23 protein-coding genes are annotated in these 24,078 nt (G+C 44.2%); 4 read left to right on the forward strand and 19 right to left on the reverse strand.

Annotated elements, in window-relative coordinates; translation table 11 throughout:
- Positions 1–3 precede the first annotated feature (3 nt).
- Positions 4–1,392, forward strand: coding sequence for a hypothetical protein (locus tag ACH0AB_RS00110; RefSeq protein WP_406876719.1), 1,389 nt, complete (start codon positions 4–6; stop codon positions 1,390–1,392).
- Between the two features lie 71 nt (positions 1,393–1,463).
- On the opposite strand, the gene ACH0AB_RS00115 is transcribed toward ACH0AB_RS00110, so the two are convergent.
- From ACH0AB_RS00115 to ACH0AB_RS00190, 16 genes are all read right to left on the reverse strand, one after another.
- On the reverse strand, positions 1,464–3,263 hold the full coding sequence (locus tag ACH0AB_RS00115; RefSeq protein ID WP_406876720.1) for an FTR1 family iron permease: 1,800 nt from the start codon (positions 3,261–3,263) through the stop codon (positions 1,464–1,466).
- 79 nt (positions 3,264–3,342) lie between these two features.
- Entirely contained in the window at positions 3,343–4,683 is a 1,341-nt protein-coding gene (efeB, locus tag ACH0AB_RS00120) for an iron uptake transporter deferrochelatase/peroxidase subunit (protein WP_406876721.1), read from the reverse strand.
- Between the two features lie 79 nt (positions 4,684–4,762).
- The gene (efeO, locus tag ACH0AB_RS00125) at positions 4,763–5,665 is read right to left on the reverse strand and encodes an iron uptake system protein EfeO (RefSeq protein ID WP_406876722.1); all 903 of its coding nucleotides are present in this window, start codon (positions 5,663–5,665) and stop codon (positions 4,763–4,765) included.
- Between the two features lie 205 nt (positions 5,666–5,870).
- A complete protein-coding gene (gene pstB / locus ACH0AB_RS00130) occupies positions 5,871–6,626 on the reverse strand; it encodes a phosphate ABC transporter ATP-binding protein PstB (RefSeq protein WP_060995484.1) in 756 nt (251 codons plus the stop codon).
- Positions 6,627–6,687: 61 nt separating this feature from the next.
- Entirely contained in the window at positions 6,688–7,557 is an 870-nt protein-coding gene (gene pstA / locus ACH0AB_RS00135) for a phosphate ABC transporter permease PstA (RefSeq protein WP_095355920.1), read from the reverse strand.
- A gap of 17 nt (positions 7,558–7,574) precedes the next feature.
- Positions 7,575–8,525, reverse strand: coding sequence for a phosphate ABC transporter permease subunit PstC (gene pstC / locus ACH0AB_RS00140; protein WP_036593090.1), 951 nt, complete (start codon positions 8,523–8,525; stop codon positions 7,575–7,577).
- 140 nt (positions 8,526–8,665) lie between these two features.
- Positions 8,666–9,826, reverse strand: a complete 1,161-nt coding sequence (gene pstS / locus ACH0AB_RS00145) for a phosphate ABC transporter substrate-binding protein PstS (RefSeq protein ID WP_406876723.1) — start codon at positions 9,824–9,826, stop codon at positions 8,666–8,668.
- A gap of 377 nt (positions 9,827–10,203) precedes the next feature.
- Entirely contained in the window at positions 10,204–10,563 is a 360-nt protein-coding gene (gene crcB / locus ACH0AB_RS00150; RefSeq protein ID WP_406876724.1) for a fluoride efflux transporter CrcB, read from the reverse strand.
- 20 nt (positions 10,564–10,583) lie between these two features.
- Positions 10,584–11,645, reverse strand: a complete 1,062-nt coding sequence (gene tsaD, locus ACH0AB_RS00155; RefSeq protein ID WP_406876725.1) for a tRNA (adenosine(37)-N6)-threonylcarbamoyltransferase complex transferase subunit TsaD — start codon at positions 11,643–11,645, stop codon at positions 10,584–10,586.
- A 50-nt stretch (positions 11,646–11,695) separates the two neighbouring features.
- Complete coding sequence (locus tag ACH0AB_RS00160) at positions 11,696–12,268, reverse strand: hypothetical protein (RefSeq protein WP_406876726.1); 573 nt, start codon at positions 12,266–12,268, stop codon at positions 11,696–11,698.
- A 57-nt stretch (positions 12,269–12,325) separates the two neighbouring features.
- The gene (locus ACH0AB_RS00165; RefSeq protein ID WP_096489243.1) at positions 12,326–13,051 is read right to left on the reverse strand and encodes an ABC transporter permease; all 726 of its coding nucleotides are present in this window, start codon (positions 13,049–13,051) and stop codon (positions 12,326–12,328) included.
- A gap of 11 nt (positions 13,052–13,062) precedes the next feature.
- Complete coding sequence (locus ACH0AB_RS00170; protein WP_007117180.1) at positions 13,063–13,782, reverse strand: ABC transporter permease; 720 nt, start codon at positions 13,780–13,782, stop codon at positions 13,063–13,065.
- 229 nt (positions 13,783–14,011) lie between these two features.
- Complete coding sequence (locus tag ACH0AB_RS00175) at positions 14,012–14,932, reverse strand: transporter substrate-binding domain-containing protein (RefSeq protein WP_007117181.1); 921 nt, start codon at positions 14,930–14,932, stop codon at positions 14,012–14,014.
- A 90-nt stretch (positions 14,933–15,022) separates the two neighbouring features.
- Complete coding sequence (locus tag ACH0AB_RS00180; protein WP_138018610.1) at positions 15,023–15,829, reverse strand: ABC transporter substrate-binding protein; 807 nt, start codon at positions 15,827–15,829, stop codon at positions 15,023–15,025.
- 76 nt (positions 15,830–15,905) lie between these two features.
- Entirely contained in the window at positions 15,906–16,712 is an 807-nt protein-coding gene (locus tag ACH0AB_RS00185) for a transporter substrate-binding domain-containing protein (RefSeq protein WP_095355911.1), read from the reverse strand.
- 255 nt (positions 16,713–16,967) lie between these two features.
- Complete coding sequence (locus tag ACH0AB_RS00190; protein WP_406876727.1) at positions 16,968–17,762, reverse strand: ABC transporter ATP-binding protein; 795 nt, start codon at positions 17,760–17,762, stop codon at positions 16,968–16,970.
- Between the two features lie 231 nt (positions 17,763–17,993).
- Here ACH0AB_RS00190 and ACH0AB_RS00195 point away from each other — a divergent pair, with 231 nt between their 5' ends.
- A complete protein-coding gene (locus ACH0AB_RS00195; RefSeq protein WP_406876728.1) occupies positions 17,994–19,289 on the forward strand; it encodes a glutamate-5-semialdehyde dehydrogenase in 1,296 nt (431 codons plus the stop codon).
- A complete protein-coding gene (locus ACH0AB_RS00200) occupies positions 19,286–19,987 on the forward strand; it encodes a glutathione S-transferase family protein (protein WP_406876730.1) in 702 nt (233 codons plus the stop codon). Before ACH0AB_RS00195 ends, ACH0AB_RS00200 begins: the two co-directional genes overlap by 4 nt.
- A 30-nt stretch (positions 19,988–20,017) precedes the next feature.
- Here ACH0AB_RS00200 and ACH0AB_RS00205 read toward each other — a convergent pair whose 3' ends face one another.
- Complete coding sequence (locus tag ACH0AB_RS00205) at positions 20,018–20,530, reverse strand: META domain-containing protein (protein WP_406876731.1); 513 nt, start codon at positions 20,528–20,530, stop codon at positions 20,018–20,020.
- A 94-nt stretch (positions 20,531–20,624) separates the two neighbouring features.
- Positions 20,625–21,251, reverse strand: coding sequence for a GNAT family N-acetyltransferase (locus ACH0AB_RS00210; protein WP_406876732.1), 627 nt, complete (start codon positions 21,249–21,251; stop codon positions 20,625–20,627).
- 307 nt (positions 21,252–21,558) lie between these two features.
- On the opposite strand from ACH0AB_RS00210, the gene truD reads away from it, so the two are divergent.
- Positions 21,559–22,647, forward strand: coding sequence for a tRNA pseudouridine(13) synthase TruD (truD, locus tag ACH0AB_RS00215; protein WP_406876733.1), 1,089 nt, complete (start codon positions 21,559–21,561; stop codon positions 22,645–22,647).
- On the opposite strand, the gene ACH0AB_RS00220 is transcribed toward truD, so the two are convergent.
- Entirely contained in the window at positions 22,642–23,991 is a 1,350-nt protein-coding gene (locus ACH0AB_RS00220) for a GGDEF domain-containing protein (RefSeq protein ID WP_406876734.1), read from the reverse strand. The two genes, truD and ACH0AB_RS00220, sit on opposite strands and share 6 nt — an antisense overlap.
- Between the last annotated feature and the right edge of the window lie 87 nt (positions 23,992–24,078).

The following is a 24,078-nucleotide window of genomic DNA, read 5'->3' on the forward strand; positions in this document are numbered from 1 at the left end:
GCGATGCTCGATCATTTTGACAGCATTGAACTATATGATGCCAAAAATGAGCATCACCTTGCCAAAAAAATTCGCCAAGCATTTTTGTATGATTTATCGCATTGGATTGACAATATTGAAATATCGCTGGCGCCAGGGCTACGCAACTTGACTCCCGATATGATTCGCGCTTATTTTAAATCAGTATTTTTAAAGCATCAGATTCAAGGCTGGGAGTTTCGAAGCTGGGATGGTCAAGATATGCAAGAATTATCTTCTGAGCGCTTCCCTGTTTTTTTACAGCAAGAGGCGGTAGTGCGGCGTTATGTGGTGGTTGAAACGCCAAAGTATTGGTTCCTGATCGGCCCAACACGCTTAGCCAATCAAAATCCTTTTTCATTCCGCCGTTTTTTATTCGAAGACAGTGATGTTTCGGGTCAGTATATCTACTTAACCCATTTCGTCGTCGAGCGTGAGGAGGTTAATCTGCCTGCCAATAAAGCTAATATACTGATGCAATTGTCGCGTATGTATACACTCGAGCGAAGCGTCAATGAAGCAGTAAAAATCTTTATCAATAGTTCTAAAGATTTGTTAATTCGCTATATTTATCCATTAATTCGTAAACCGTTAGCTACCGATGGACGTCCGATTGAAGCTATTATTGAAGAGCGGATGCAAAACTTTGAAAAACAATTTTCTATATTAATTTTAAATAAACTACCGCGTATTTTTGATATAGCGCTCAAAGACATCAATGACCTTGAGTTTTTTTACTATCACTTAGATTGGTTAATTGCCAACGTGACCAACTGCTTACGGGATTTTTGTCTACAGCCGCTTGCTAGCTTTTCATTGGTTGCAAAACGTACCACATTAAGATTGGTATCGATGCGTATGCTCACCCATCGGATCCGAAATTATCTCAATGATGTGACCATTGAGGCCGAGCAAAAACAAAAATTGTTTATGGCACCGATGCAGTATCTGGATAAACAGCTTACAGAAGTAGAAGAAGAACAATCGACCATTGATATTTTGACAGAGGAAGTACTGTACTATCAAAAACAAGTTGAAACGTCGGGCTTTTTACGTAGGCTGATTACACCAAAAGCGCCCAAATATAGCTTGGAAGAACTCACCCAATATCGTCATCAACTCAATGAAAACTTCTTTATGTCAATTATTCGTTTGGCTAAGGATCAAAAACAGCTGATTGTTTATCCAGAGTTCGAGTGTAATATTATCATTGACGAAAATTTCCGCCACTATGCCTTTATTGATGGTGAGCTTGGACTAACACGTTTACCTAAGCTACTTTGTCTGCCAGAAAAACGTGACAGCTTTGATTTTCAAACGGTACGTCAACAAATCAATGCCGATGTGTTCCGCACAAATCAAGAATGGGGCTAATCATCCACATATCTATCCTCTTATCGATTGGTAAAACAACAAAAGCTAGCAAATTTGCTAGCTTTTGTTGTTTAGGCTAACGTAGCCGTTTGCTGACGTTGATGGTTTTTCATCCAAAGATTGATACCGATAAGGATAACAATATAGCCGATTTGTGCCAAAAATGTCTGTAGCGTTGGGTAAAATCCCAACGATTCAATCGCTGGCAAGCCGCTCATGGCGGTCATCGGTAGATACCCTGTCAATTGCAGCGCGTGCAAACTAACGCCTAAAATCTTAAAGCCCAGTAGGTAAATCACCCAAGTTAAGACTTTAAACAACTGTGGAATCGGTAATTTAACCGAGGTTTTTAGCATCACCCAAGCCACTGCTGCCAGTGCTACAAGCGCCAAACCAATCCCGGTTAAAAAATTACTCATGCTGATATTGGGTAATATACCGACATAAAACAATATGGTCTCTGCGCCTTCTCGAAATACGGATAAAAAGCTCAATCCAAATAACGACACAAAGCTACCTGCCGTCATGGCTTGTCCCATATGGCGCTTGATATAAGCGTTCCATGATTGGACGGATGATTTGCTATGCAGCCACGCCCCGATGCCGATCATCATAATGACCGCAACGATGCCGATGACGCCTTCAAACATCTCACGATTGGCGGCAGAAGTCACCGCAGGGAATAATAGCTGTAATGCCATCGCGCCTGCGATACTGGCAAGTAAGCCAAAAGCGACACCAGCATACACCCATTTTTTGGCTTTGACTTGTTTGGCAGCGGTTAAAGCCGATAATAGCGAGATGACAATCAATAAGGCTTCCAACCCTTCTCGAAGCAATATCAGCATCGAGTCAACCGCGGTGTATTGGGCTGTTGGATTGATTGCCGCCAATTCATTGATAATCGATTGCAATGTTTGCTGCTGTTTAAGGTCTTGCCCCTTCGCCATGGCTAGCGGAATTTGACTTTCCACTCGATTATATAAACTGGGGTTACGCGTGCTGACATCGCCTTCCACCATTGGCCAAATACTAATAAACTCGCCTAACTTGGCTTGACCAGTCGCTTCATCGTTTGTTTTAAACGCCTGTAAACCATCGCGCAGTAACTGGATACTATCCGCCAAGGTGACAGTTTGTGTGGTTTGTACAGCAGCTACGTCACCCTTGTTATAACTGTCAATGGCATCTTTTAGGGCGGCAGATTGGGTTTTGATTTGCGCCATATTGATGGGTTGGGTTTCAATTGCCACTCGCATCAGCGCCATGGATGTTTCGATTTTGCCGTAGTGCCCCATACTGGTATTGCGTACGACCCGCTCATTACCTAGCCAAACTGCATTAAACTGGTTGTAAGCCGCCCGTAACGCTTCGACATCTGTCGCTGCTGCCCGTTGTATGACTTGATTAAGATTGTCATACGCCGGTACCATTTTTTTGGCAAACTCTTTTCGCTTCGCGGTGTAATCTACAGGATTTTGTTCTTTTTCAAAGGCATATAACGCATTTGACACGGCTGATAAATTGGCTTCTGTGGGATTGCTGATTGCTTGTTCAATCGCTTGGCTTGTCTGTTGCCCAAGCGTGGAATTTTTTGCCGCTGCATCTATGGCATCAAAGGCTGTTTGAATTTGCGCAAGGGTATCCTTGGCTTTTGGGATATCATTGGCTTTAATTGCCGCCATCGCGTCTGATAGGTTGATAAAAATAGGGCTTAAATTCAGCTTTTTGCTGGCTGATTGACTGGCTTGTTGCGTCGCTATCTGGGCGCTTGCAGGCGTTGGTTGCTGCGCTTGTAAGCCTTGAGTGGTGATGAGCAGCGAACTTGCTAGGCCAAAACTTAGCAAGGTTTTTTGGGTGATGTTTATCATGAGTAACTTTTTAACCGTCTATTTTTAAGCTTGTGTTTTGAATCGTCTATTTTTAACTGATGCAGGTTGCATTTTAACTTTAAGCTTCAAATAATGCTTGTCCAATGTAGCCACCTTGCGGGATACCACCGAAGCAAGCAAATAGCCCACTGCCAATGTGGGTGGCGTATTCATTCATTTTATCAAGACGACCTAGGGCATTTTGGATGATGATAAATTGCTCGGGCGATTTTTGGAATGAAATAAACAGCAGCCCTGAATCAAACTGCCCCGTGGCTGGGTTAATGCCGCTACTGTAAGAATACGAACGGCGTAGCATCTCCACGCCTGTGCGTTTTGCCAGTCCCATGTGGGAAATTTCAGGTATCACTGCTTTACCCTGCGCGTCTTTGGCATGCACATCAAAGGTGTCAAATTCGCCTTTTTGTCCAATCGCCGCGCCGCTATCACGATGTCGACCAAAGGTATCTTCTTGACCTTTAAGCGAGGTGCGATCCCAAGTTTCAAGATGCATCTGAATGACGCGGGTGACCAAATAAGTGCCGCCTTTCATCCAATCAGGCGCGTCCGCCCATAAGTTTTTGTCCGCAGCTTTGATGGTGCTTTGGTTGGCAGTGCCGTCTTTAAAACCGAATAAATTACGGGGAGTATGGTTGCCGGTATCAAACCCAACAAAACCTGACTGACTCCAACGCATGGTAATATTAGAACGCGCTTGGCGAACCAGTTGCCGTACCGCGTGGAACGCCACTTGGGCATCTTCGGCGCAGGCTTGAATACAGATATCACCCCCCGTCAAATTTTCTCGTAATTGATCGCGCGGGAACTTGGGCAAGTCTTGGAATTCTTTGGGCTGCTTATGGGTAAGTCCCATTTTTTTTAGAAAACTTGGGCTAATCCCAAAGGTCAACGTCAATCCGTACGCGCCCATACTGTCTGCTTCGCCTGTGTCGGTTGGGGGCACAAACGGGTTTTTTTCGTACGCTTTGATGTTTTTACCTTGCGTCAAATTGGCTGCATACGTTGTCCAGTCTTTGAACATCTGTTTGACATCGTCGAGCTTGTCGGTATGTAAATCCATCACCAAAAAATAAATATTACGCTGTGACGGCGTGGTAATGCCTGCTTGGTGTTCGCCATAAAAATCATATTTGACATCCGCAAAACTATTTTTGGTAGTATTGGCATCACTACCGGCATGTTTAGGATTTTCGTTTTTATCGCTATCTTTGGACTGATTACTATCCAAAGCTTGCAAGTTAGGTAAGTTTTCACTTGGTTTTTGCTGACAGGCTGATACAGCTAAACCTGCGCCTGCGACACTGAGCGCACCAAATTGGCGTAAAAAACTGCGACGATTGGACGTTTTTAATCCCACCCCTGTTTCTTGCGCTTGCTTATCTAATTTACTATGTTTCATACTGCCCCTAACACCGTACTGACCTTTTTATGCCACCCTAAAACTGTAAAGTGAAGCAATTTTTTGCTTCACCTTTGACTTATTGCAATACAATGCCCATCTGCGCTAAGGGTTCACCGAGTTTATTCACCGCTTCGGCTAGCGCTTTGGTATCTGCAGGCGTTAACTCTTTATAGGATTTATAGTCTTGTTGCCCGACTTGGTGTTTGGCAAGTAGTTGGTTGACTGCGCCAAATTTTTGCTCAAGCTCCGTGACTAACGCTGGGTTTTTGGCTTGGATTTTTGGTTTTAAAATGGCAAATATTTTCTCGGCGCCTTCAATATTGGCTTTAAAATCATACAAGTCTGTATGCGAAAAAATTTCTTCTTCTCCGGTGATTTTGCTCGTTGACACTTCATTGAGCAAATCTACTGAACCTTGCACCATCAAGTCGCCTGTCACCTCTGCCGTCGGAATTTTGGCATGCAATTCTTTGACATCTGCAATCAGTTGCTTGCCCAGTTGTTCGGTGCCTTTGGTGGTGTTTTGTGTCCACAAGATTTTTTCAATCGCATGGAACCCTGTCCATACTTCATTGGGCTCAAGATCGGCTTCACGGTTATCGATACGCGGGTCAAGGTCGCCAAAACTTTCAGCAATCGGCTCTGAGCGCTCAAAATACATGCGCGCTTTTGGATATAATGCCTTCGCCTCTTCTAATTTACCCGCTTCAAGCAGTGCAACAAATTTTTGGGTATCGACAAGCAAGCTATCAATTTGGGTTTGTACCCAAGCTTTGTATTCCGCCGTTTCTTTACTCATATCCACTGAGCTCTGCGCTGACGCTGTGACTGCAGAAGCATTGCTCGTTGCAGGCGCTGTTGCGGCACTACTTGCAGCAGGTGCTACGTCGGTTTTTTGCTCGGTTTTTTGGCAAGCCGTCAAGATTAATGCAGATATCGTCAGGGGTAATATTGATAAAGTAAAAGTACGGCTCAACATAAAACATCCTTAAAAGTAAACACGAATAAATAATAAAAAAAATAATGACAATTTGCGAATTATAGTGTAAATGAGAATCGTTATCAATATTTATTTTACTTTGATTGTGCTTAGAAGTTTAGGCAAAAAAATACCCCGCAGCAGCAAAGTAGCGAGGTATTGTGATTGACTAAATGACGCGCAGATCGCCTAATAACAAAATAACCTAGCCGAATTTACCCGTGATGTATTCTTCAGTTTCTTTACGGTCTGGGTTTGTGAACATTTTATCAGTATCCCCCATTTCCATCATTTCGCCCAAGTACATAAACGCGGTATAGTCAGACACCCGTGCCGCTTGCTGCATGTTGTGAGTGACGATGGCGATGGTGTAATCATTTTTTAAATCTGAAATCAAATCTTCAATTGAGCCTGTTGAGATAGGGTCAAGTGCCGAGGTGGGTTCGTCTAGTAGCAATACTTCAGGACGGGTTGCCACACCGCGGGCGATACACAGACGCTGCTGCTGACCACCCGACAATGACAGACCCGATGCTTTAAGTTTATCTTTGACTTCAGTCCACAGTGCCGATTTTTTGAGCGCCCATTCAACGCGCTCGTCTAGTTCAGCGCGGCTTAAGCTTTCGTACAGACGCACACCGAATGCCACGTTGTCATAAATTGACATCGGAAATGGCGTTGGTTTTTGGAACACCATACCCACGCGAGCGCGCAGCAAGTTGACGTCCACGGATTTATCCAAGATGTTTTGTCCATCTAGGTTGATTTCGCCCGTGGCACTCATGCCTGGGTATAGGTCATACATACGGTTGAAAGTACGCAGTAACGTTGATTTACCACAGCCTGAAGGTCCGATAAACGCGGTAACTTTTTTGTCAGCGATATCGATGTTGATATTTTTAAGGGCTAAAAATTTACCGTAATAAAACTCTAGATTACGAATTTGCATTTTTGCGGTCATGATGAATACCTTAATAAAATTTGTTTAATACTAGCAAATAGCTCTAATCTTCTATTGATCATCAATGTGATGATTGCTCTTTACCACTGAGCGCACGTGCCAAAATATTCAACGTTAATACTGCCAGAGTGATAAGTAACGCACCTGCCCAAGCCAATTGGTTTGAAATAGGGTATGGCTGGCTGGCGTATTGATAAATCACGTTTGGTAAGTTGGCAATGGGTTGACCCATATCGGTACTAAAGAATTGGTTATTGAGCGCGGTAAATAGTAACGGCGCGGTCTCACCCGAGATACGCGCAAATGCCAGTAAGATACCTGTTAATACCCCAGTTTTGGCAGCACGTAAAGTAACCGATGTTACCAGTTTCCATTTTGGCGTCCCTAACGCATAAGCCGCTTCACGCAATGTATTGGGGATTAGACGCAGCATATTTTCAGTGGTACGTACCACCACAGGAATAACCAATAGCGCTAAAGCCATTGCACCTGCCCAACCTGAGAAGTTACGGCCTTGTACCATCAACGCAAAAATAAATAGACCAATCACAATGGAGGGTGCGGATAGCAAAATGTCGTTCATAAAACGGGTGACTTTACCAAGCCAGCTGTTTTCGGCAAATTCAGCAAGATAAATACCTGCCATCACACCAATCGGTGTGCCGACTACAAGCCCTAATCCTGTCACCATGATTGAGCCGATAATCGCATTGCGAAGACCGCCAATTTCGTTTGGCGATGGGGTGTCTTGAGTAAAAATGGGCATGGTCAATAACGCATGCGAGCCTGATAAAAACAATTTGAATAAAATTAAACCTAAGAAGGTCAAGCCAAATACAATGGACAAACCGGCAAATATCAGTCCTAAAGCATTGCTTAGACGGCGGCGTTTGTAAATGGCGTTATTACGATTCATGTTGATAGTAGTCATAGTATTTCCCAGCGTCCTTATTTCGTACCCGCATTTTTATCCATACGACTGAGCATCAATTTTGAAATCACCAGTACAATAAAGGTAATGATAAATAGTAAGAAACCTAAATGTAATAGCGATGATTGGTGCAAGCCTTCAGACTCTGCAAATTCATTTGCCAATGCCGAAGTGATTGACACCCCTGACTGGAACAAACTTGGACTGACGTTATAAGCGTTACCAATAACAAAGGTGACTGCCATCGTTTCACCCAATGCGCGACCCAATCCCAAAATGATACCGCCCATCACACCGGCTTTGGTATAAGGCAACACCACGTATCGCATCACTTCCCAAGTGGTTGAACCCAAACCATAGGCAGATTCTTTAAGCATTTTTGGCGTAATGGAGAAAACATCACGCATGACCGATGCAATAAACGGGATAATCATGACTGCCAAAATCAAACTTGCGGTGAACAGACCAATACCCATCGGTGCACCTTGGAATAAACGACCCACATAAGGCACATCACCCAAATGGTCAATCAGCCAAGGCTGGATATGTTCTGAAAACCAAGGCGCAAATACGAAAAATCCCCACATACCATAGATAATTGAAGGGATACCTGCTAACAACTCAATGGCAATACCCAAAGGACGTTTTAAAAAATTGGGGCAAAGCTCTGTCAAAAACATGGCAATACCAAAACTTACAGGAACCGCAATCAAAATGGCAATGACAGAAGTCACCAACGTACCATAAATTGGTGCCAGTGCGCCGTATACATCCATCCCTGTATCCCAGTCTTTACTGGTATAAAAGTTAATGCCAAACGCTTTCATACTTGGCAATGCGCCAAGAAATAATGAGATTAAGATACCACCTAACAACAAAAGCACGATAAACGCAAAAAGACGAGTCGCGTTGACAAACAACCAGTCTAATTGTTTTTGCTTTGCGAGTTTTGCGTGTAAATCCGACATAAGAACCCAGCCATCAAAAAATAGTTTTAGTTTACTAATTCTAGAAATTTGAAAAAAAAACGTAGAGCATTAACTAGTTTATTGCTCTACGTATCGTTTGACATGCCTAACCCTGTTAACTGTTAACCATCATCATGAGATTATTTTGCCGCTGACGCAGTTGCCGTGGCAGCATCTGAGCTAAATAGTGGCTTACCATCAGCCCCTACAACTTTTTTCCACTCTTCGCGGAAGATAGCTTTGCTTTCTGCTGAGAATGGTACAAAGTCCAATGATTTTGCTAGTTCATCACCGCTTGAATACGCCCAGTCAAAGAATTTAAGGGTATTTTTGACGTTTTCTGGGTTGGTTGGTTTAGTATGGACTAAGATGAAGGTTGCCGCAGAGATTGGCCAGGCATTTGGGTCTGCTTGGTTAGTCAATACGATGTTAAAGCCTGGTGTACCTTTCCAATCTGCATTACCTGCAGCGGCAAAGCTTTCAGCCGATGGTTGTACAAAGTTGCCCGCCGCGTTTTTAAGCTGTGTATGCGACATTTTGTTTTGTTTTGCGTAAGCGTACTCAACATAACCGATTGAGTTTTTGGCACGAGCGACGTTACTTGCCACGCCTTCGTTACCTTTACCACCTGCACCTGTCGCAGCGGTTGGCCATTTAATGGATTTATCTACACCTGGACCTGCTTTCCATTCTGGTGATACAGCGGCTAAGTAGCTTGCAAAGTTAAAGGTTGTACCTGAACCGTCAGAACGGAAAATCGTGGTGATTGGCGCATCTGGTAGGGTCACACCTGCATTTAATGCGGTAATCGCTGGGTCATTCCATTTAGTGATTTTACCCAAGTAGATATTGGCAAGGGTGGCACCGTCTAGTTTTAATTGACCGGGTGCAACACCATCGATGTTAACAACCGGTACAACACCACCGATAACGGTTGGGAACTGGATTAAACCGCTTTTATCCAACTCTTCTTTGCTTAAAGGCGCATCCGACGCACCAAAGTCAACGGTATTGGCTTGGATTTGTTTGATACCACCTGATGAACCGATTGATTGGTAATTTACTTGACCGCCAGTGGCGTTTTTGAACTCACCTGCCCATTTAGCATAGATAGGTTGTGGGAAAGATGCGCCTGCACCTGTGATGGTAAATACGGCGTTTTTGTTGCTACCTGTAGCGCCTGTAGTCGCAGTGCTTGACGTTGCTGAGGCACCCGCTGCTTGATTGTCTGCTTGTTTGTTACCACAAGCGGTTAATGCTAAGGTCGATGCTACGACAATACTTAATAATGAATAACGCATGGATAGCTCCTAAAAACCTTTTCTGAGTTTACAATGAAACTGCCTTTATGAAAAAATGTCACCAACGGTACGATTTAACTTTTTTGGTTATTTTCACTAGGATAGCTCAAAGCTGATATAGCTCAATGCTGACCGATTTAACTGTCATGATAGTAACCATAATTCGGTTTGTATAAAAATTGTGTATATGATTACAAAGAAATGTGACAGTATCATGACAATTTGATGACTGACCGATTGCGCACGTTATAAGTAGATTAGATAAGTGCATTTAACTCACTTATCAATTCGCAAAGCCTTTAAAAGCTTTGCGACTTTTAGCGGTGCATGGGAAAGAAGCGATTAACCATTTAACAGCTTCCTAACTTAACAGCTTCTTAACTTAGTAGCTTAAGACTATAAAAACCAATGGCAGTCGCAACCAAGGTTAAAAGCACATGGATGCCAATCAAGGCGACACCTTGCCATACCTTGCCGGTATTCAACAAAGTAAACACTTCGGCACTAAAGGTACTAAACGTTGTCAGTCCCCCCAAAAACCCGGTGGTGATAAACAGTCGTAAATTTGGGTGCATCTTTTGGGTGAGTATCAAGGCAAATCCCATCAACAGCCCGCCTAGTACATTGGCAAATAGTGTGCCATAGGGCAACCAAGGATGTCCGCTATTGATTCTCGATAACCACCAGCGCAGCATTGCCCCCAATGCCGCCCCCAGTCCTATCCACAGCCATGGCATCTTCAAGTCCTTGTAGATGATTATGGGTTAGCTGGATTGACAGCAGGCAGCGTTGTCATATCCCAACGCGGCAAGCAGCTAACCGCTAGCTCATCCTGTTGACCGGCATTCAAGCGCTGCCAACCAGCGAAAGCAATCATGGCGCCATTGTCAGTACACAAGGCAGGCGGTGCATAATGCACAGTGGCATTGATTTTGGCTAATGCCTCAGCTAGCGATTCTCGTAGTTGTTGATTGGCACTCACCCCACCTGCTATCACCAAACGTTTCATGCCCGTTTGCTGCAAGGCTTTGACGCATTTTTTCACCAACGTATCGACCATCGCATATTGAAAACTCGCTGCAATATCGGCGCGCGTCTGGGCATGCTCAGGATTATGGCTATCGGTTGGATGGTCTTTAATCAAATTATGCACGGCGGTTTTCATACCACTAAAAGAAAAATCCAATCCTTTGCCCAACATCGGGCGCGGTAATTCATAGGCTAATGGATTGCCTGTTTGTGCCAAGCGTGCGATATTAGGTCCACCAGGATAAGGTAACTCTAGCATTTTAGCGGCTTTATCAAAGCATTCGCCCGCGGCATCATCAATCGACTCACCCAATATTTCATATTGCCCGATGCCTTTGACGGCTACCAACATGGTATGTCCACCCGACACGAGCAACGCGACAAACGGAAAATCGGGCGGATTGGCGCCCAATAGCGGCGCAAGTAAGTGTCCTTCCATGTGATGTACGCCAATCGCAGGAATATCAAGCGCCATCGCCAAACTGCGCCCAAATAATGCCCCAGTCATCAACGCGCCCACCAGTCCAGGACCTTTGGTAAAGGCAATTGCATCGATATCGGTTTTTTTGAGTTGGCAGTCATCCAGGAGTTGCTGCAACAAGGGCACTAATTTACGGATGTGATCGCGGCTTGCAAGTTCAGGGACTACCCCGCCATACGTCGCATGTAGCGCGATTTGACTGTATAGCACTTGCCCGACCAAACCTTGATTGGGTTGGTGACGTTGGTCACTATCAAAAATGGCTAATCCCGTTTCATCGCAGGATGTTTCCAGTCCTAGCACACGCATGGTATTTCCTTAAACGATAAATAAACGTCAACATACCGATGGCAACTTAGTTATTTTTTGCCATCATTGATGATTTTGACAGGAATGGTTAACCCTTTGGCAAAGGGCTCGGCAAAGACGTAAGTGTATTGGCTCGGAGCAATTTGCTGGGTGGTATGGATGACAAACGCGCTGTTTTTACCAGCTGTGAGTTCATGTGACACATACGCAGTACCCAGCTGGTCGAGCACTTTGGATAAGACTTCATTGACTGCCATACCCACCGTTAAGTTGTAGCGGGAGGTTTCATTATCCACATGATACATTTCGGCATACGCTTTGACAGGCTCGCTATCGAGCTCAAAGGGATATTTAAAGCTAGCCTTATCGACTGGCTTAACGCCCGAATCCACCAATGCCCAGTTAATTTGTTTGGGCGCACCGTTTTGGGCGGTTTGGGGAGATACGGTACTGGCGACAGCTACACTGGCAACGTGATGCGGACTTTGAACGCTAGCCACTGTGGCGCTTACTGTGGCACTTGCTGTGCTGTTTTGCTCTGGCTTGTTATCACTGGCAGGTTGACAAGCCGAGAGTAACACCCCACCCATCAGCAAACTTGATATTATAACTGCTTGTTTCATTGGCACGCCTCCAATACATCCAAACTCTTTATTTAGCTTAGCCTAACTTAGCCTAACTTAGGCAGTGACGCCCCCATCACTGATGGGCTGATAAGAAAGATGACGATTGATGCGTTTTTCTGCCAATCGAAACATCCCAATCAATAGCCAAGACAATAACAAATAAATGATACCTGAGGCAAAGAACAACTCAAAAACGGTATAAGTTTTTGACATAATCGTCGTTGCCACACCGGTGATATCCATCAAAGTGATGGTCGATGCCAGCGCACTGCCTTTGAGCATAAAAATCACTTCATTGCCATACGCCGGCAGCATGATGCCAAAGGCACGAGGAAAAATAATTCGGCGCAATTTTTGGCTATACGACATGCCAATGGCGTCGGCAGCTTCATTCTCGCCTTTGGGGATGGACTTGATAGCACCGCGGATGATTTCTGCGGTATAAGCTGCGGTATTGAGGGTAAAAGCGATGATAGCGCACCAAAATGGACTCGCTAACACACCCGATTTCCACAGCACAGACTCGGTCACCCATTTAAATTGTGACAAGCCATAATAAATCAAAAAGATTTGCACCAGTAGCGGCGTACCACGAAAAAAGAAAATATATGCAAACGGCAATGCCTGCACCCAAGGTTTTTTCGACAGCCTAGCCAGTGCTAGCGGCACTGCCAACATAAACCCCAATAAACCCGACAACACCACAAGCTCAATGGTGATAATACTGCCTTGCAGCAGTTTTGGGATACTATCAATAATAATTTGCCAATTCCAGTTCATTGATGAATCCCCTATTTTGCCATGCCGATTTTTTGCAGGCGTTTTGCATAACGCTCTGCTGGGTTATTGACCCATTCTAGCCACATAATCACACCGGTGATGATGACGGTCAGACTCAAGTACAACAAGGCTGCTGCCATATAAAAAGTAAACGGGCTTTGCGTGGAAGTCGCTGCCGTTTTGGCGTGGCGCATGATATCTTCAAGCCCGACCACAGAAACCAACGCAGTATCTTTGAGCAGTACCAAAAACAAATTACCCAGTCCTGGCAGTGCAATACGCCACACTTGTGGCAACGTCACTCGCCAAAGGATTTGAAATTTTTTCATGCCAATCGCTTGCGCTGCTTCGGCTTGACCTTTTGGAATCTCTTGAAATGCCATACGAAAAGTTTCGGTCGCATACGCACCAAATGCTACAGAAAGCGCCGTAACCCCCGCCCAGAACGGACTGACATCCACATATCCCGTATTGCCAAATTGCGATAGAATGAGCCCCATCAACATCGAGCCGCCAAAGTAAATAAACATGACTGACAGCAGTTCTGGAATACCACGGATAATCGTGGTGTAAGCGGTGGCGATGGCGTTGAGCACTTTAAACCGTGACATCTTAGCGGTCGCGCCCAATAATCCCAAAATCAGCCCAATAACCAAACTAGTCAATGCCAGTTTGATGGTGACCCAAGCGCCACTTAATAATAGCTGCCCAAAACCTTGTAGATCTAACACAATATCGATACCCTGTCTTTTTAACTCTGTTTGTTGACCTATTACCCAAAAAATGCTTAAAACGCAGTTTTACCGTCGCATAGACAAAAGGTGATAACAGATATAACCTTTCGCTTTGTTTTTTGCAGGGTGCAATTTTACGTGATTGCCCTATCAAAAACCATCAAAAAAACAAAAAACTGAGTGACTTTTCACCCAGTTTTTGACTGAACCCAAGCGCTTGGTTAAGTTATTTGCTAGTACTTGCCACAGTCGTCGTGGTCGTTGTAGTACTAGAGACCGTGACTGCCACGCTGCTTGCCGCCGCTGTTGTGGTGGTTGCACTGCCAAAATATTGGTTATAGATTTTGTCATACGTGCCATTTGATTTTAACGTGGCAATCGCTTTGTTAAATTCTAAACGCAGTGGGTCACCTTTACGGACGATGATACCCATTTTGTCATTAACATCAATCTCTTTACCTTTGATTTCAAACCCTTTACCTTCTGGCGTGGTCAGCCAATAAGCGGCCGGGGCTTTATCCGAAATCATCAGATCCGAACGCCCTGCTGCCAAGTCCATAAAAGCATTGTCCAAACCTTCATACAGGTTTAGCTGGGCTTTTGGGTGATTTTTTTCCATCCACTGGGTCGATAGCGTTGAACGCTGCGCCGCAACTGTATGGCTGTCAATTTGGGCAGGGTCATCCGGATTGATAGGACTACCTTGTTTGGTCAAAAATACCAATGTATTGGTAAAATAGGGGTCGGTAAAATCGACCTGCGCTTGACGCTCTGGGGTGATAGACATGGCATCAATTACCACGTCATATTTTTTTGCCATCAAGCCTGGTAATAAACCATCCCAATCTTGTGGCTTGATTTCACAGTTGGCTTTCATTTCTGCACATAAGGCCCGAATAAAATCCACATCAAAACCTGTCAAACTGCCATCCGCTTTGGTGATGCTAAAGGGTTTATAGGTGCCTTCGGTGGCGATGCGAATGGTTTTGCCTGCCATACTGCTCGATGTCTCAGTGCTGCTACTGGCCGTTGTAGAAGCGGCTGTGCTACCCGTTGTTGCCGCCGTTTTTTCTGCAGGTTTTTGACAACCCACTAGCGCTAGACCTGCCACTGCCAAGCTACCCAATAATGAAATATTTGCTTTCACCTGATACTCCTAATTTTTAACGTCTAACACATGACAAAATTTTACTTGTGAGTTGTAAGAAAACGAACACTTAATCAGTTATTTAACGGCTTATTTCGGCAAATCTGCAAAATATTTTTGGCTGATTTTATCGTAAGTACCATTGGCTTTTAGCGCCGCCAGTGCGGTGTTGAATTTGCCAATCAATGGATCATTTTGACGAAGGGCAATGGCAATTTTGTCATCAATATTGATTGGTTGACCTTTGACTTCAAAGCTTTGACCTTTGGCGGTTTTTAACCATGATAAGGCTGGGGCACTGTCAGAAATCATCAAATCCGTACGACCCGATTCTAGGTCAAGATAGGCATTATCTTGGGTGTCATACAGTTTTGGGGTGGCTTTTGGGAAGTTTTTGGCTAAGTACTCAGCTGCGGTCGTTGAACGCTGCGCACCCACTGATTTGCCTGCTAGGTCATCAGCACCTTTGTCTACCCCTTTTTTGCCAATCACAACGAGGTTATTGGTAAAGTATGGGTCGCTAAATGCCACCACTTGGCGACGCTCTGCGGTGTCTGACATCCCCGCCATGATGGCATGGTATTTTTGTGCTTGTAGTCCTGGAATGAGACCATCCCAATCTTGGGAAATCACTTCACATTTTAGTTTGGCTTCACTACATAACGCATCTGCCAAATCAATCTCAAAGCCGATTAATTTGCCATTGGCATCTTTATAACTAAAGGGGACAAAGCTTGATTCGGTAGCGATACGAATCTGTGGCATATCTGCGTTTGCTGCCGTGGTAGCGTTACTTGCTGCTGCCGTGTCTGCCGGTTTTTCCGCAGGTTTTTGACAGGCAGTTACCCCCATCAAAATGGCTAACGACGATACACCCAAAACCGATAACTGTTTCATAACAACACCTTTTGTCAAAATTTGAGGGTCACCCACATCTATTGTGTAAATTTTAAAACGATCGATACAACGTCAATTAATTACCAAAATGTTGCTTTTGTAATTTTGCCAACTCGCCATTACTTTGTAGTGCATCTAAGGCTTTATCAAATTCTGCTTTTAGTGGATCGCCTTTACGAATGGCCATTGCGATGTTGTCACCATTATCCATCTCACTGCCTACGAGTTGGTAGTTGCTGTTTTGTTTTAGCCATTCGCTAGCGGTTACTTTCTCAGACAGCACTGAATCGATACGACCTGATTTTAGGTCAATATAGGCGTTGTCATAGTTGTCATACAATTTGATTTCGTTGGTTTTGCTCAGTTTATCTTGAAGGTACTGTGCCATGGTGGTTGAGCGTTGACCGCCGATTTTTAGCCCTGAAATCGCTTGTGGGTTGAATTTGCCACCTTTGGCAGCGACCCAAACCATGGTGTTTTTAAAATAAGGCGTGGTGAAATCCACTTGCGCTGAACGCTCTGGGGTAATTGACATACCCGCGGCAACCGCGTCGTATTTTCTCGCCATCAAGCCTGGCAAAATACCGTCCCAATCTTGCGCTACGATTTCGCAGTCGAGTTTCGCTTGGGCACACACGGCTTTGGCAACATCCACGTCATAACCGCCTAATGTGCCATCGGCATTGGTGTAGTTAAATGGTTTGTAGGCGCCTTCAGTGGCAATACGAATTTTTTTGCCTGTGCTGGCACTGGCAGCGGGTTGGCTGGCGGCTGCACCTTCTGTTTTTTCAGCAGGTTTTTGACAGGCGGTTAATCCCATGCTAACTGCACATACCGTTGCCAAGGCGAGTTTTGAGTAGGTTGAATTCAAGGTTGATTGCATGGATGTTCCTTACAAATGAAATTTTTGAGTAAAAAGCGATTTAATATCAGGTTTCGCTTTCAGCGATTTCAATATTTAAAATCAATGCGACTAAAATAAATGCGAGTTTACAATTTAGTTAAAATTAACATAAATTAACATTTTTGCAAGTGAAAAACGTTTGCAGCAACAATTAAATCAAATAAATTTTTTCTGATGCCTAAAACTACAAAACCGCCAATCGCATTGCGATTGACGGCTGATAGGCTGATTGGATTATTTTTGATGGCTTGCCATGAAGTCTTTCACCCGCGCTGATTTCGGATTGTCAAACACCTGCTCGGGTGTGCCTATTTCTTCGATACGTCCCTCATGCAAGAACACCACTTGGCTTGATACATCGCGCGCAAAACGCATTTCATGGGTGACAATCAGCATGGTTCGACCTTCTTCAGCAAGCGATTTCATCACCGCTAATACTTCATTGACCAATTCTGGGTCGAGGGCAGAGGTTGGCTCATCAAATAGCAATACTTGGGGCTTCATCGCTAGCGCACGAGCGATGGCGATACGCTGGCGTTGCCCACCCGATAAGTTTTCTGGGTAAGCATCTTTTTTATCCAGTAGTCCTACGCGTTTTAGTAGCACTTCAGCTTCACTGATGGCTTGGTCTTTGGCGATTTTTAGGACTTGGGTCGGCCCCTCAATGATGTTTTGCAAAATAGTCCGGTGTGGCCATAGGTTAAAGTTTTGGAACACAAAACCCATTTTTGAGCGAAACTGCTCAAGCTGACGCTGATTGGCGGCAACCAAATCCCCTGATTTATTCGGTTTTAGTACCAATGCTTCACTGCCCAGGAAAACCTCCCCTTGCGAGGGGTTTTCAAGCAAATTTATACAGCGTAGCAAGGTGGATTTACCCGAACCGCTCGAGCCAAGAATTGAGATGACATCGCCATCATAAGCGGTCAACGATACACCTTTTAGTACTTCAAGCGATCCAAAGTTCTTGTGGATATTGTTAAGTTGCAAGGCTACAGGACGCTGTAAGTTTGGCATAGCATCTGACATGATATTCGATCCAAAATTTGACGATAGGTGGAAAAAAACTGTCTATTTTCGCTTAAAACGCTACTAAAACGCAACTTTTTCTCTTATTTAACTTTATTTCATGGCGCCGGTCTTTAGCACTGGTTTTTAGATTGAGTCATAACCATTAATTTTTGTCTGTCAAAACTTTCTAAATTCCATTTTTGGATTGAAGTTGTTATGATGAAGCGATGATTATATTAGGGACTGACTATGCAAACCATGACTGATACCAAACATTATATGCAAACCGTGGGACGGCAAGCGCGCGCTGCTTCAGCAATTTTGGCAAAAGCAGACACCGCGCTCAAAAATAGCGCCCTACTCGCTATCTATGACGCCCTGCAACAAGCCAAATCACACGTGTTGGCGGCCAATGCCACCGATATGCAAAACGGTCAACAAAAAGGACTGGATGACGCACTACTTGACCGATTAGCGCTCACCGATGCGCGTTTTGAAGGCATGTTACAAGGGCTAAAAGATGTCGCCATGTTACCTGACCCAATTGGCGAGGTCACGGATATGACCTTTCGTCCATCGGGCATTCAGCTGGGTAAAATGCGCGTACCGCTGGGTGTGGTCGGGATGATTTATGAATCTCGCCCCAATGTGACGATTGAAGCTGCGTCTTTGGCATTAAAATCTGGCAATGCGATTATCCTACGTGGGGGGTCAGAAGCGTTTTATTCTAACCAAGCATTGGCTGCGTGTGTCAAACAAGGTTTACAAGCAGTTGGTTTGCCAGAGGCGGCAGTGCAAGTGGTCGAAACCACCGACCGCGCGGCAGTGGGAGAACTCATTACCATGAATCGCTATGTCGATGTGATTGTACCGCGAGGTGGTAAAAGCCTGATTGAGCGTATCAGTAATGAAGCGCGCGTCCCTGTCATCAAGCATCTAGATGGTAACTGCCATACCTTTGTCGATCGCGATGCAAACTTGACTATGGCAACCGATATTTGCGTCAATGCCAAAACTCACCGCTACGGGACTTGTAATACCATGGAAACGCTGCTGATTGATAGCCAAATCGCTGCGCAAGCCCTTCCGCCAATCGCCAGCGCCATTGTCGCGGCAGACAGTGCCATGCAATTACGTGGCTGCCCAAAAACCTTAGCCATCTTGAGCGATACCGCTGAATTAACCGCTCATCTGTCAGCGGCGAGTGAAGCAGACTGGGATACCGAATATTTGGCGCCAATTTTGGCGATTAAAGTAGTCGCCGATATCGACGAAGCCATTGCCCATATCAATACCCATGGCTCACACCATACCGATGCGATTATCACCGAAAACTACTCAAAATCGTTAACATTTATGCGTGAAGTCGACTCTAGTAGCGTGATGGTCAATGCATCAACCCGCTTTGCCGATGGTTTTGAATATGGTTTGGGTGCAGAGATTGGTATCTCTACCGATAAAATCCATGCGCGCGGCCCTGTGGGTCTTGAAGGTTTAACATCGCAAAAATGGATTGTGTTTGGGCATGGGGAAATCAGACAGTGACAGCTAAAACTTTTGGTAATCCAATTAATTGTTTTCAAAAACCCACTTTAATTATTGGTAATAAAAACTACTCTACTTGGTCTTTGCGCGCATGGCTTATGCTGCATGCCTTCGGTGTAGCCTTCGATGAAATGCCAATTAAGCTATTTCATCCGAGTAATCAAGAGATTTTGACGACCTATACGCCACTGGGTCAAGTGCCTGTACTGTTACATGAAGATAAAACGATTTGGGACAGTGTCGGCATTGCTTTATATGCGGAAAAATACTTAATTACGCAAAACATCTGGGGTAACCATCCGCATTTAGCCATGAGTTTGCTGGGGGAAATGCACAGTGGATTTTCTGCACTGCGCAATGAAATGCCAATGAATATTCGAGCTAGGCGCCACATTGTACCTTCCGCACCCTGTTTAAGCGACTTGGCGCGGTTTGAAGCCATCGTCACCGAAGGCTTTAAACAAAACGGCTCTGAAGGTTATTTGCTAGGCGAATTTAGTGTCGCTGATGTATTTTTTGCCCCGATTATTTTTCGCCTCATCACTTACGCAAAAGCCTCCGATATAGAGTTACGACCCATGACTTTAATCTATATACAAAAAATGCTTGCTCATCCAAGCATGCAGACTTGGCAACAACAGGCGTTGACAGAAACCGATATAGTCATTGAAGATGAAGCAGGCACAGAGGTTGTTTGAGGTTACTAAGCTTTAATTCAATGAAAAACCTTATTTGGCAATCGCTTTAAACAGGCTGATTTGGTTGTTATCGGTTACCGTCAACATCGGTTCGCCTTTGCTATTTTGGGTCAGTTTAAATTGTCCATTAAGCGTGGATGGTGCAGCCGTATCAAATGCCATGCGCGATTCTGGCATACACATCATGCGCGTGGAAACGATATTTTTTATCAATACATTGTCATGGGTCAAGCTATAATTGCCCCACATACGATTGCAGGTGTTGTCAAAGCTGACACGACCTTTATCAAAGCTGACCAATAGCGGTTTGGCTTGGTTAAACAATTCAAGTTTAGTGGGTTTACCCGCCAAATCAGTCACCGAGACCAATTGCCAGCGATAATTTTGCAACGTGGCATCGGCTAACGGTAAGGTGACGGCTTGGGTCGGGTTAGACATCCCTGACTTACTATCCGCTATAGTTTGACAGCCTGTCATTGCCAGCGTTCCTGCTATCAAGCAACTTAGCGCTAGTGAATAGGTTTTGGCACATTTTTTCATCATGATTTCCTTTTGTTTAAAATTATTGTGTAAAAAATTATTGCAATCATTATATAAAATACCCTTAAGACTTTATTGCTAAGCACGACAATTATTGTTATTCGATTGTATTACTAGATTTGATGGACGCTTTATTTGCTTGAATGGGTTTTTGCAAAAACTCTAAAAATACATCATCGCGCTTGGGGTCGCCATTGTTGCCGTCCCTTGGAAATGCCATCTTCTCCCCTGTCAGTAAATAACCTCGGCGCTGATAATAACTTAACAGCTCTGGTCGATGACTTAAAATCGACATGGACAAATGGGTTAAAGGTAAATAGGTTAAGTTTTTGGCGTGGGCGTGTCTGATAGCAAACGTTTCTACCGCAGACAACATCGTATCGCCAATGCCTCTACCTTGCACAGCAGGATGAACCGCAAAAGTGCCAATATACGCCGCTGGCTGATGATTAATGGGTGAGAAATCCACAGAAATACACCCGAGCAAATCATCGCTATCGTGCGGATTTTCAAACACGAACAGATAAATGTTGGGATTGTCTATCAGGGCTGTCATTTCCTTGTGCGTGGTACGAATCCCACCAATTAAAGCAGCTTCATTGGTCCAGCCTTCATCTGAGCGGTAACAGCGATTGAGCAAAGTTACCAAATTTTCGACGTCTTGTTGCGTGGCAACACGTAATTGCACGGCGTTTTTATCGATATTGCTATCAGGGTCTTTCATGTTTTTTCTCTTTTTATACTCACATTGGCTAAACATAGGATGCGTTAAACATTTTGCCAAGTCAGCTGACCGATTTTGCCACCCAATGCTCCCAACCCACCTAACTTAGCAAGCACTACTTTATTGTCTATTACTTTGGCATTCAAGCCGTATTTGACGTCATTGTTGTTGCCGTCATATTTTTAACCTATTAGCTTAAGACAATAAAGCATGGTTATAATAAAGCGCTGCTGTAATCGAATCCGTAATCGAGATGGTTTATCAATCATCCGTTTGTTAAAATAAACCTTTTACAAGTAATACTAGCATGCCAAAACTGCCTTCACCCTATACCCCTACGATTCAATCGGCGATTTATAAACAACAACCCACTGATTTTATTGTCCATGAAAAACTTGGCATTGAATGCAGCCATACAGGCGAACATCTTTGGCTTCATATTCAAAAAACCCGTATGAATACCAATTTTGTGGCAAAGTTGCTGTCACAATGGGCAGGCATCCCACTCAAGGATGTGGGATACTCGGGGCTCAAAGATCGTCATGCGCTGACGACGCAGTGGTTTAGTCTTCGCTTGCCAAAAAAAATTGCCCCTGAACAAAACTTTGAGCAATTTGTCCAGACCAAATCAGCTAGCGATGAAACGCTAGAAATACTGGCACAGCATTGGCATCACAAAAAACTGGGTCGCGGTACTCATCAGGCCAATCAGTTTATCATCACCTTACGCAATGTGGTGGGTGAGAAAGCCGCCATCGAGCAACAACTTGCGACCATCAAAACCCAAGGTGTTCCCAATTATTTTGGCGAGCAGCGCTTTGGGCAAGATGCCAATAATATTGATGCCGCTATCGAACTATTTACCCATCATACTATTCAAGGCAAAAAAATTCATCGCAAATTTGACCAAGATAAAATCAGTCTGTATCTGTCGGCAGCGCGTAGCGAATTATTCAATGCCATCTTGGCAAAACGTATCGCATTGGGCATTTGGAACCAACCGCTTGATGGTGATGTGATGAATTTGGCGGGTTCAAACAGTATCTTTGTGGCACAGCATATAGATGAAACCATGCTATCAAGGCTACAAAGTGGTGATATCCATTTGACTGCACCGATGTGGGGCGCAGGTGAGTTAAAAAGCAGTGGTAAGGTTAACGCATTAGAACTATCCGTCATCACTGACAATCCCATTTATCAGCAGCTAAGTCAAGGTCTGATTGAGTTTGGTTTAAAGCAGCAGCGCCGCCCCCTGCGTATGCTGCCCAGTAACTTACAATGGGTTTGGCAAGACGGTGAGACATTGGTGTTAGATTTTGAATTACCGGCAGGCAGTTTTGCAACGACGATGATTGATACGCTTGTTGCAAGCTCGGTACTCACCACTGAGTTATGAAGGCTGATTGCTTTGCGTCATCAATAAATAACATTGACCTTTGACCACACAGTTGCGACCATTGGCTTTGGCTTGCTGCATTGCCAAATCGGAGAATTTGATAATGCGCTCAAGGGCAGGCGGCAGTGCAGGCATGGTTGGTAAACTATGCATATACTCGCGCATATATTCGATAAAACCGCGATTATCAAGCGTGTGGTCGCTATCTCTCCCATGATTTTGATAAAGGCTGGCAATACCTAAGCTTGCGGTAAATTGAATTTCTGTATCAAAAATCCCATATCTCACCACTTGCTTTTCAAAAGCCTGGCGCAGCTGCTCTGCCATATCGTAGGCTTGCTCAATCCCCATATTAGGCAAGATGATGCAAAATTCTTCCCCACCCACGCGTCCAAACATCGTCCCTGTCGGTAAGAAGTTTTTTAAGGTATTCGCGGTACAAATCAACGTCGCATCACCCGCATCATGACCATATTTGTCATTGATATGTTTAAATTTGTCCAAATCAATATAAATCACACTAAGCGTATTCCAATCGCTTTTACGTTGCCATAAATAACTCAAAAAACTATAAATGGTACGCCGATTGGCAATATTGGTGAGCGCATCAGCTTCTAGCAAATCATAAATCTTGCGGCGCTGAAAGTTCATGACTTTCATGCCCTGCAAAATACAATACAGCGTGACTGTTGCCTTGGCGGTTACCAAAAAGCTAAAAGACAATCCCCAAAGCCAATGACTACGCGCTGCTAAACTTGGATACAACCTAGGCAGCAATTGCCACCAATTCATGCTATTACTCATATTAAAAATAAATAACGCAACAATACAACTGACAAACGACACCCAGACCAGTCGCCATCTTAATAGCACCATCCCAAGACCGGTGGCGCTAATCAGCATTACCCCTTCAAGCGCACTGTTGTTGCCAATCCAGACGATAAAAAGATTTTCATAAATCAAATAGATGATTACAAAAAAGATTTGGTACTCCCGCCAAAGTCTTGACTGTTCAGGAATGCGGGTAATGACCCATAGTGAATACCCGCAAAACAACACCATCGCCAGTCCCAAATAGGTGATATTTATCATCAAGCTGCGATTAAAGATTTGATTGAACGTCTGAGCAAAGGGAAAGATATCTAGGGGCGATGTGATGACAAGAACTGTCGCATACCAAATTAAATGAAAAAATGTCTCAACCAACGCCAATATAATAAACAGCATGAATTTATTGGTATCGTTGACTCTTGGCGAATTGATATATAGCGAAGGTTTAAAGCTAAAAAATTTTAGCGTTTGCTGCAATTGTTCTTTAAAGCTTGGCAAGGCGGTTTGGGTCATAGGATTATTGCAAAATCAATAAATCTATTAAAAAAGGGCGTCACGCATTAAACAGATCAAGACGGTTATGTCAGTCATTGTCGTTCA

Source organism: Moraxella sp. 179-F 1C4 NHS (assembly GCF_045370505.1).
Taxonomy (GTDB): Bacteria; Pseudomonadota; Gammaproteobacteria; order Pseudomonadales; family Moraxellaceae; genus Faucicola; species Faucicola tetraodonis.

Excerpts from the sequence above, each read along its gene's own strand:
- ACH0AB_RS00110 (WP_406876719.1), top strand. The coding sequence starts at position 4 with ATGCTCGATCATTTTGACAGCATTGAACTATATGATGCCAAAAATGAG.
- ACH0AB_RS00115 (WP_406876720.1), bottom strand. The coding sequence starts at position 3,263 with ATGATAAACATCACCCAAAAAACCTTGCTAAGTTTTGGCCTAGCAAGT.
- efeB (WP_406876721.1), bottom strand. The coding sequence starts at position 4,683 with ATGAAACATAGTAAATTAGATAAGCAAGCGCAAGAAACAGGGGTGGGA.
- efeO (WP_406876722.1), bottom strand. The coding sequence starts at position 5,665 with ATGTTGAGCCGTACTTTTACTTTATCAATATTACCCCTGACGATATCT.
- pstB (WP_060995484.1), bottom strand. The coding sequence starts at position 6,626 with ATGACCGCAAAAATGCAAATTCGTAATCTAGAGTTTTATTACGGTAAA.
- pstA (WP_095355920.1), bottom strand. The coding sequence starts at position 7,557 with ATGACTACTATCAACATGAATCGTAATAACGCCATTTACAAACGCCGC.
- pstC (WP_036593090.1), bottom strand. The coding sequence starts at position 8,525 with ATGTCGGATTTACACGCAAAACTCGCAAAGCAAAAACAATTAGACTGG.
- pstS (WP_406876723.1), bottom strand. The coding sequence starts at position 9,826 with ATGCGTTATTCATTATTAAGTATTGTCGTAGCATCGACCTTAGCATTA.
- crcB (WP_406876724.1), bottom strand. The coding sequence starts at position 10,563 with ATGCCATGGCTGTGGATAGGACTGGGGGCGGCATTGGGGGCAATGCTG.
- tsaD (WP_406876725.1), bottom strand. The coding sequence starts at position 11,645 with ATGCGTGTGCTAGGACTGGAAACATCCTGCGATGAAACGGGATTAGCC.
- ACH0AB_RS00160 (WP_406876726.1), bottom strand. The coding sequence starts at position 12,268 with ATGAAACAAGCAGTTATAATATCAAGTTTGCTGATGGGTGGGGTGTTA.
- ACH0AB_RS00165 (WP_096489243.1), bottom strand. The coding sequence starts at position 13,051 with ATGAACTGGAATTGGCAAATTATTATTGATAGTATCCCAAAACTGCTG.
- ACH0AB_RS00180 (WP_138018610.1), bottom strand. The coding sequence starts at position 15,829 with ATGAAACAGTTATCGGTTTTGGGTGTATCGTCGTTAGCCATTTTGATG.
- ACH0AB_RS00185 (WP_095355911.1), bottom strand. The coding sequence starts at position 16,712 with ATGCAATCAACCTTGAATTCAACCTACTCAAAACTCGCCTTGGCAACG.
- ACH0AB_RS00190 (WP_406876727.1), bottom strand. The coding sequence starts at position 17,762 with ATGTCAGATGCTATGCCAAACTTACAGCGTCCTGTAGCCTTGCAACTT.
- ACH0AB_RS00195 (WP_406876728.1), top strand. The coding sequence starts at position 17,994 with ATGCAAACCATGACTGATACCAAACATTATATGCAAACCGTGGGACGG.
- ACH0AB_RS00205 (WP_406876731.1), bottom strand. The coding sequence starts at position 20,530 with ATGATGAAAAAATGTGCCAAAACCTATTCACTAGCGCTAAGTTGCTTG.
- ACH0AB_RS00210 (WP_406876732.1), bottom strand. The coding sequence starts at position 21,251 with ATGAAAGACCCTGATAGCAATATCGATAAAAACGCCGTGCAATTACGT.
- truD (WP_406876733.1), top strand. The coding sequence starts at position 21,559 with ATGCCAAAACTGCCTTCACCCTATACCCCTACGATTCAATCGGCGATT.
- ACH0AB_RS00220 (WP_406876734.1), bottom strand. The coding sequence starts at position 23,991 with ATGACCCAAACCGCCTTGCCAAGCTTTAAAGAACAATTGCAGCAAACG.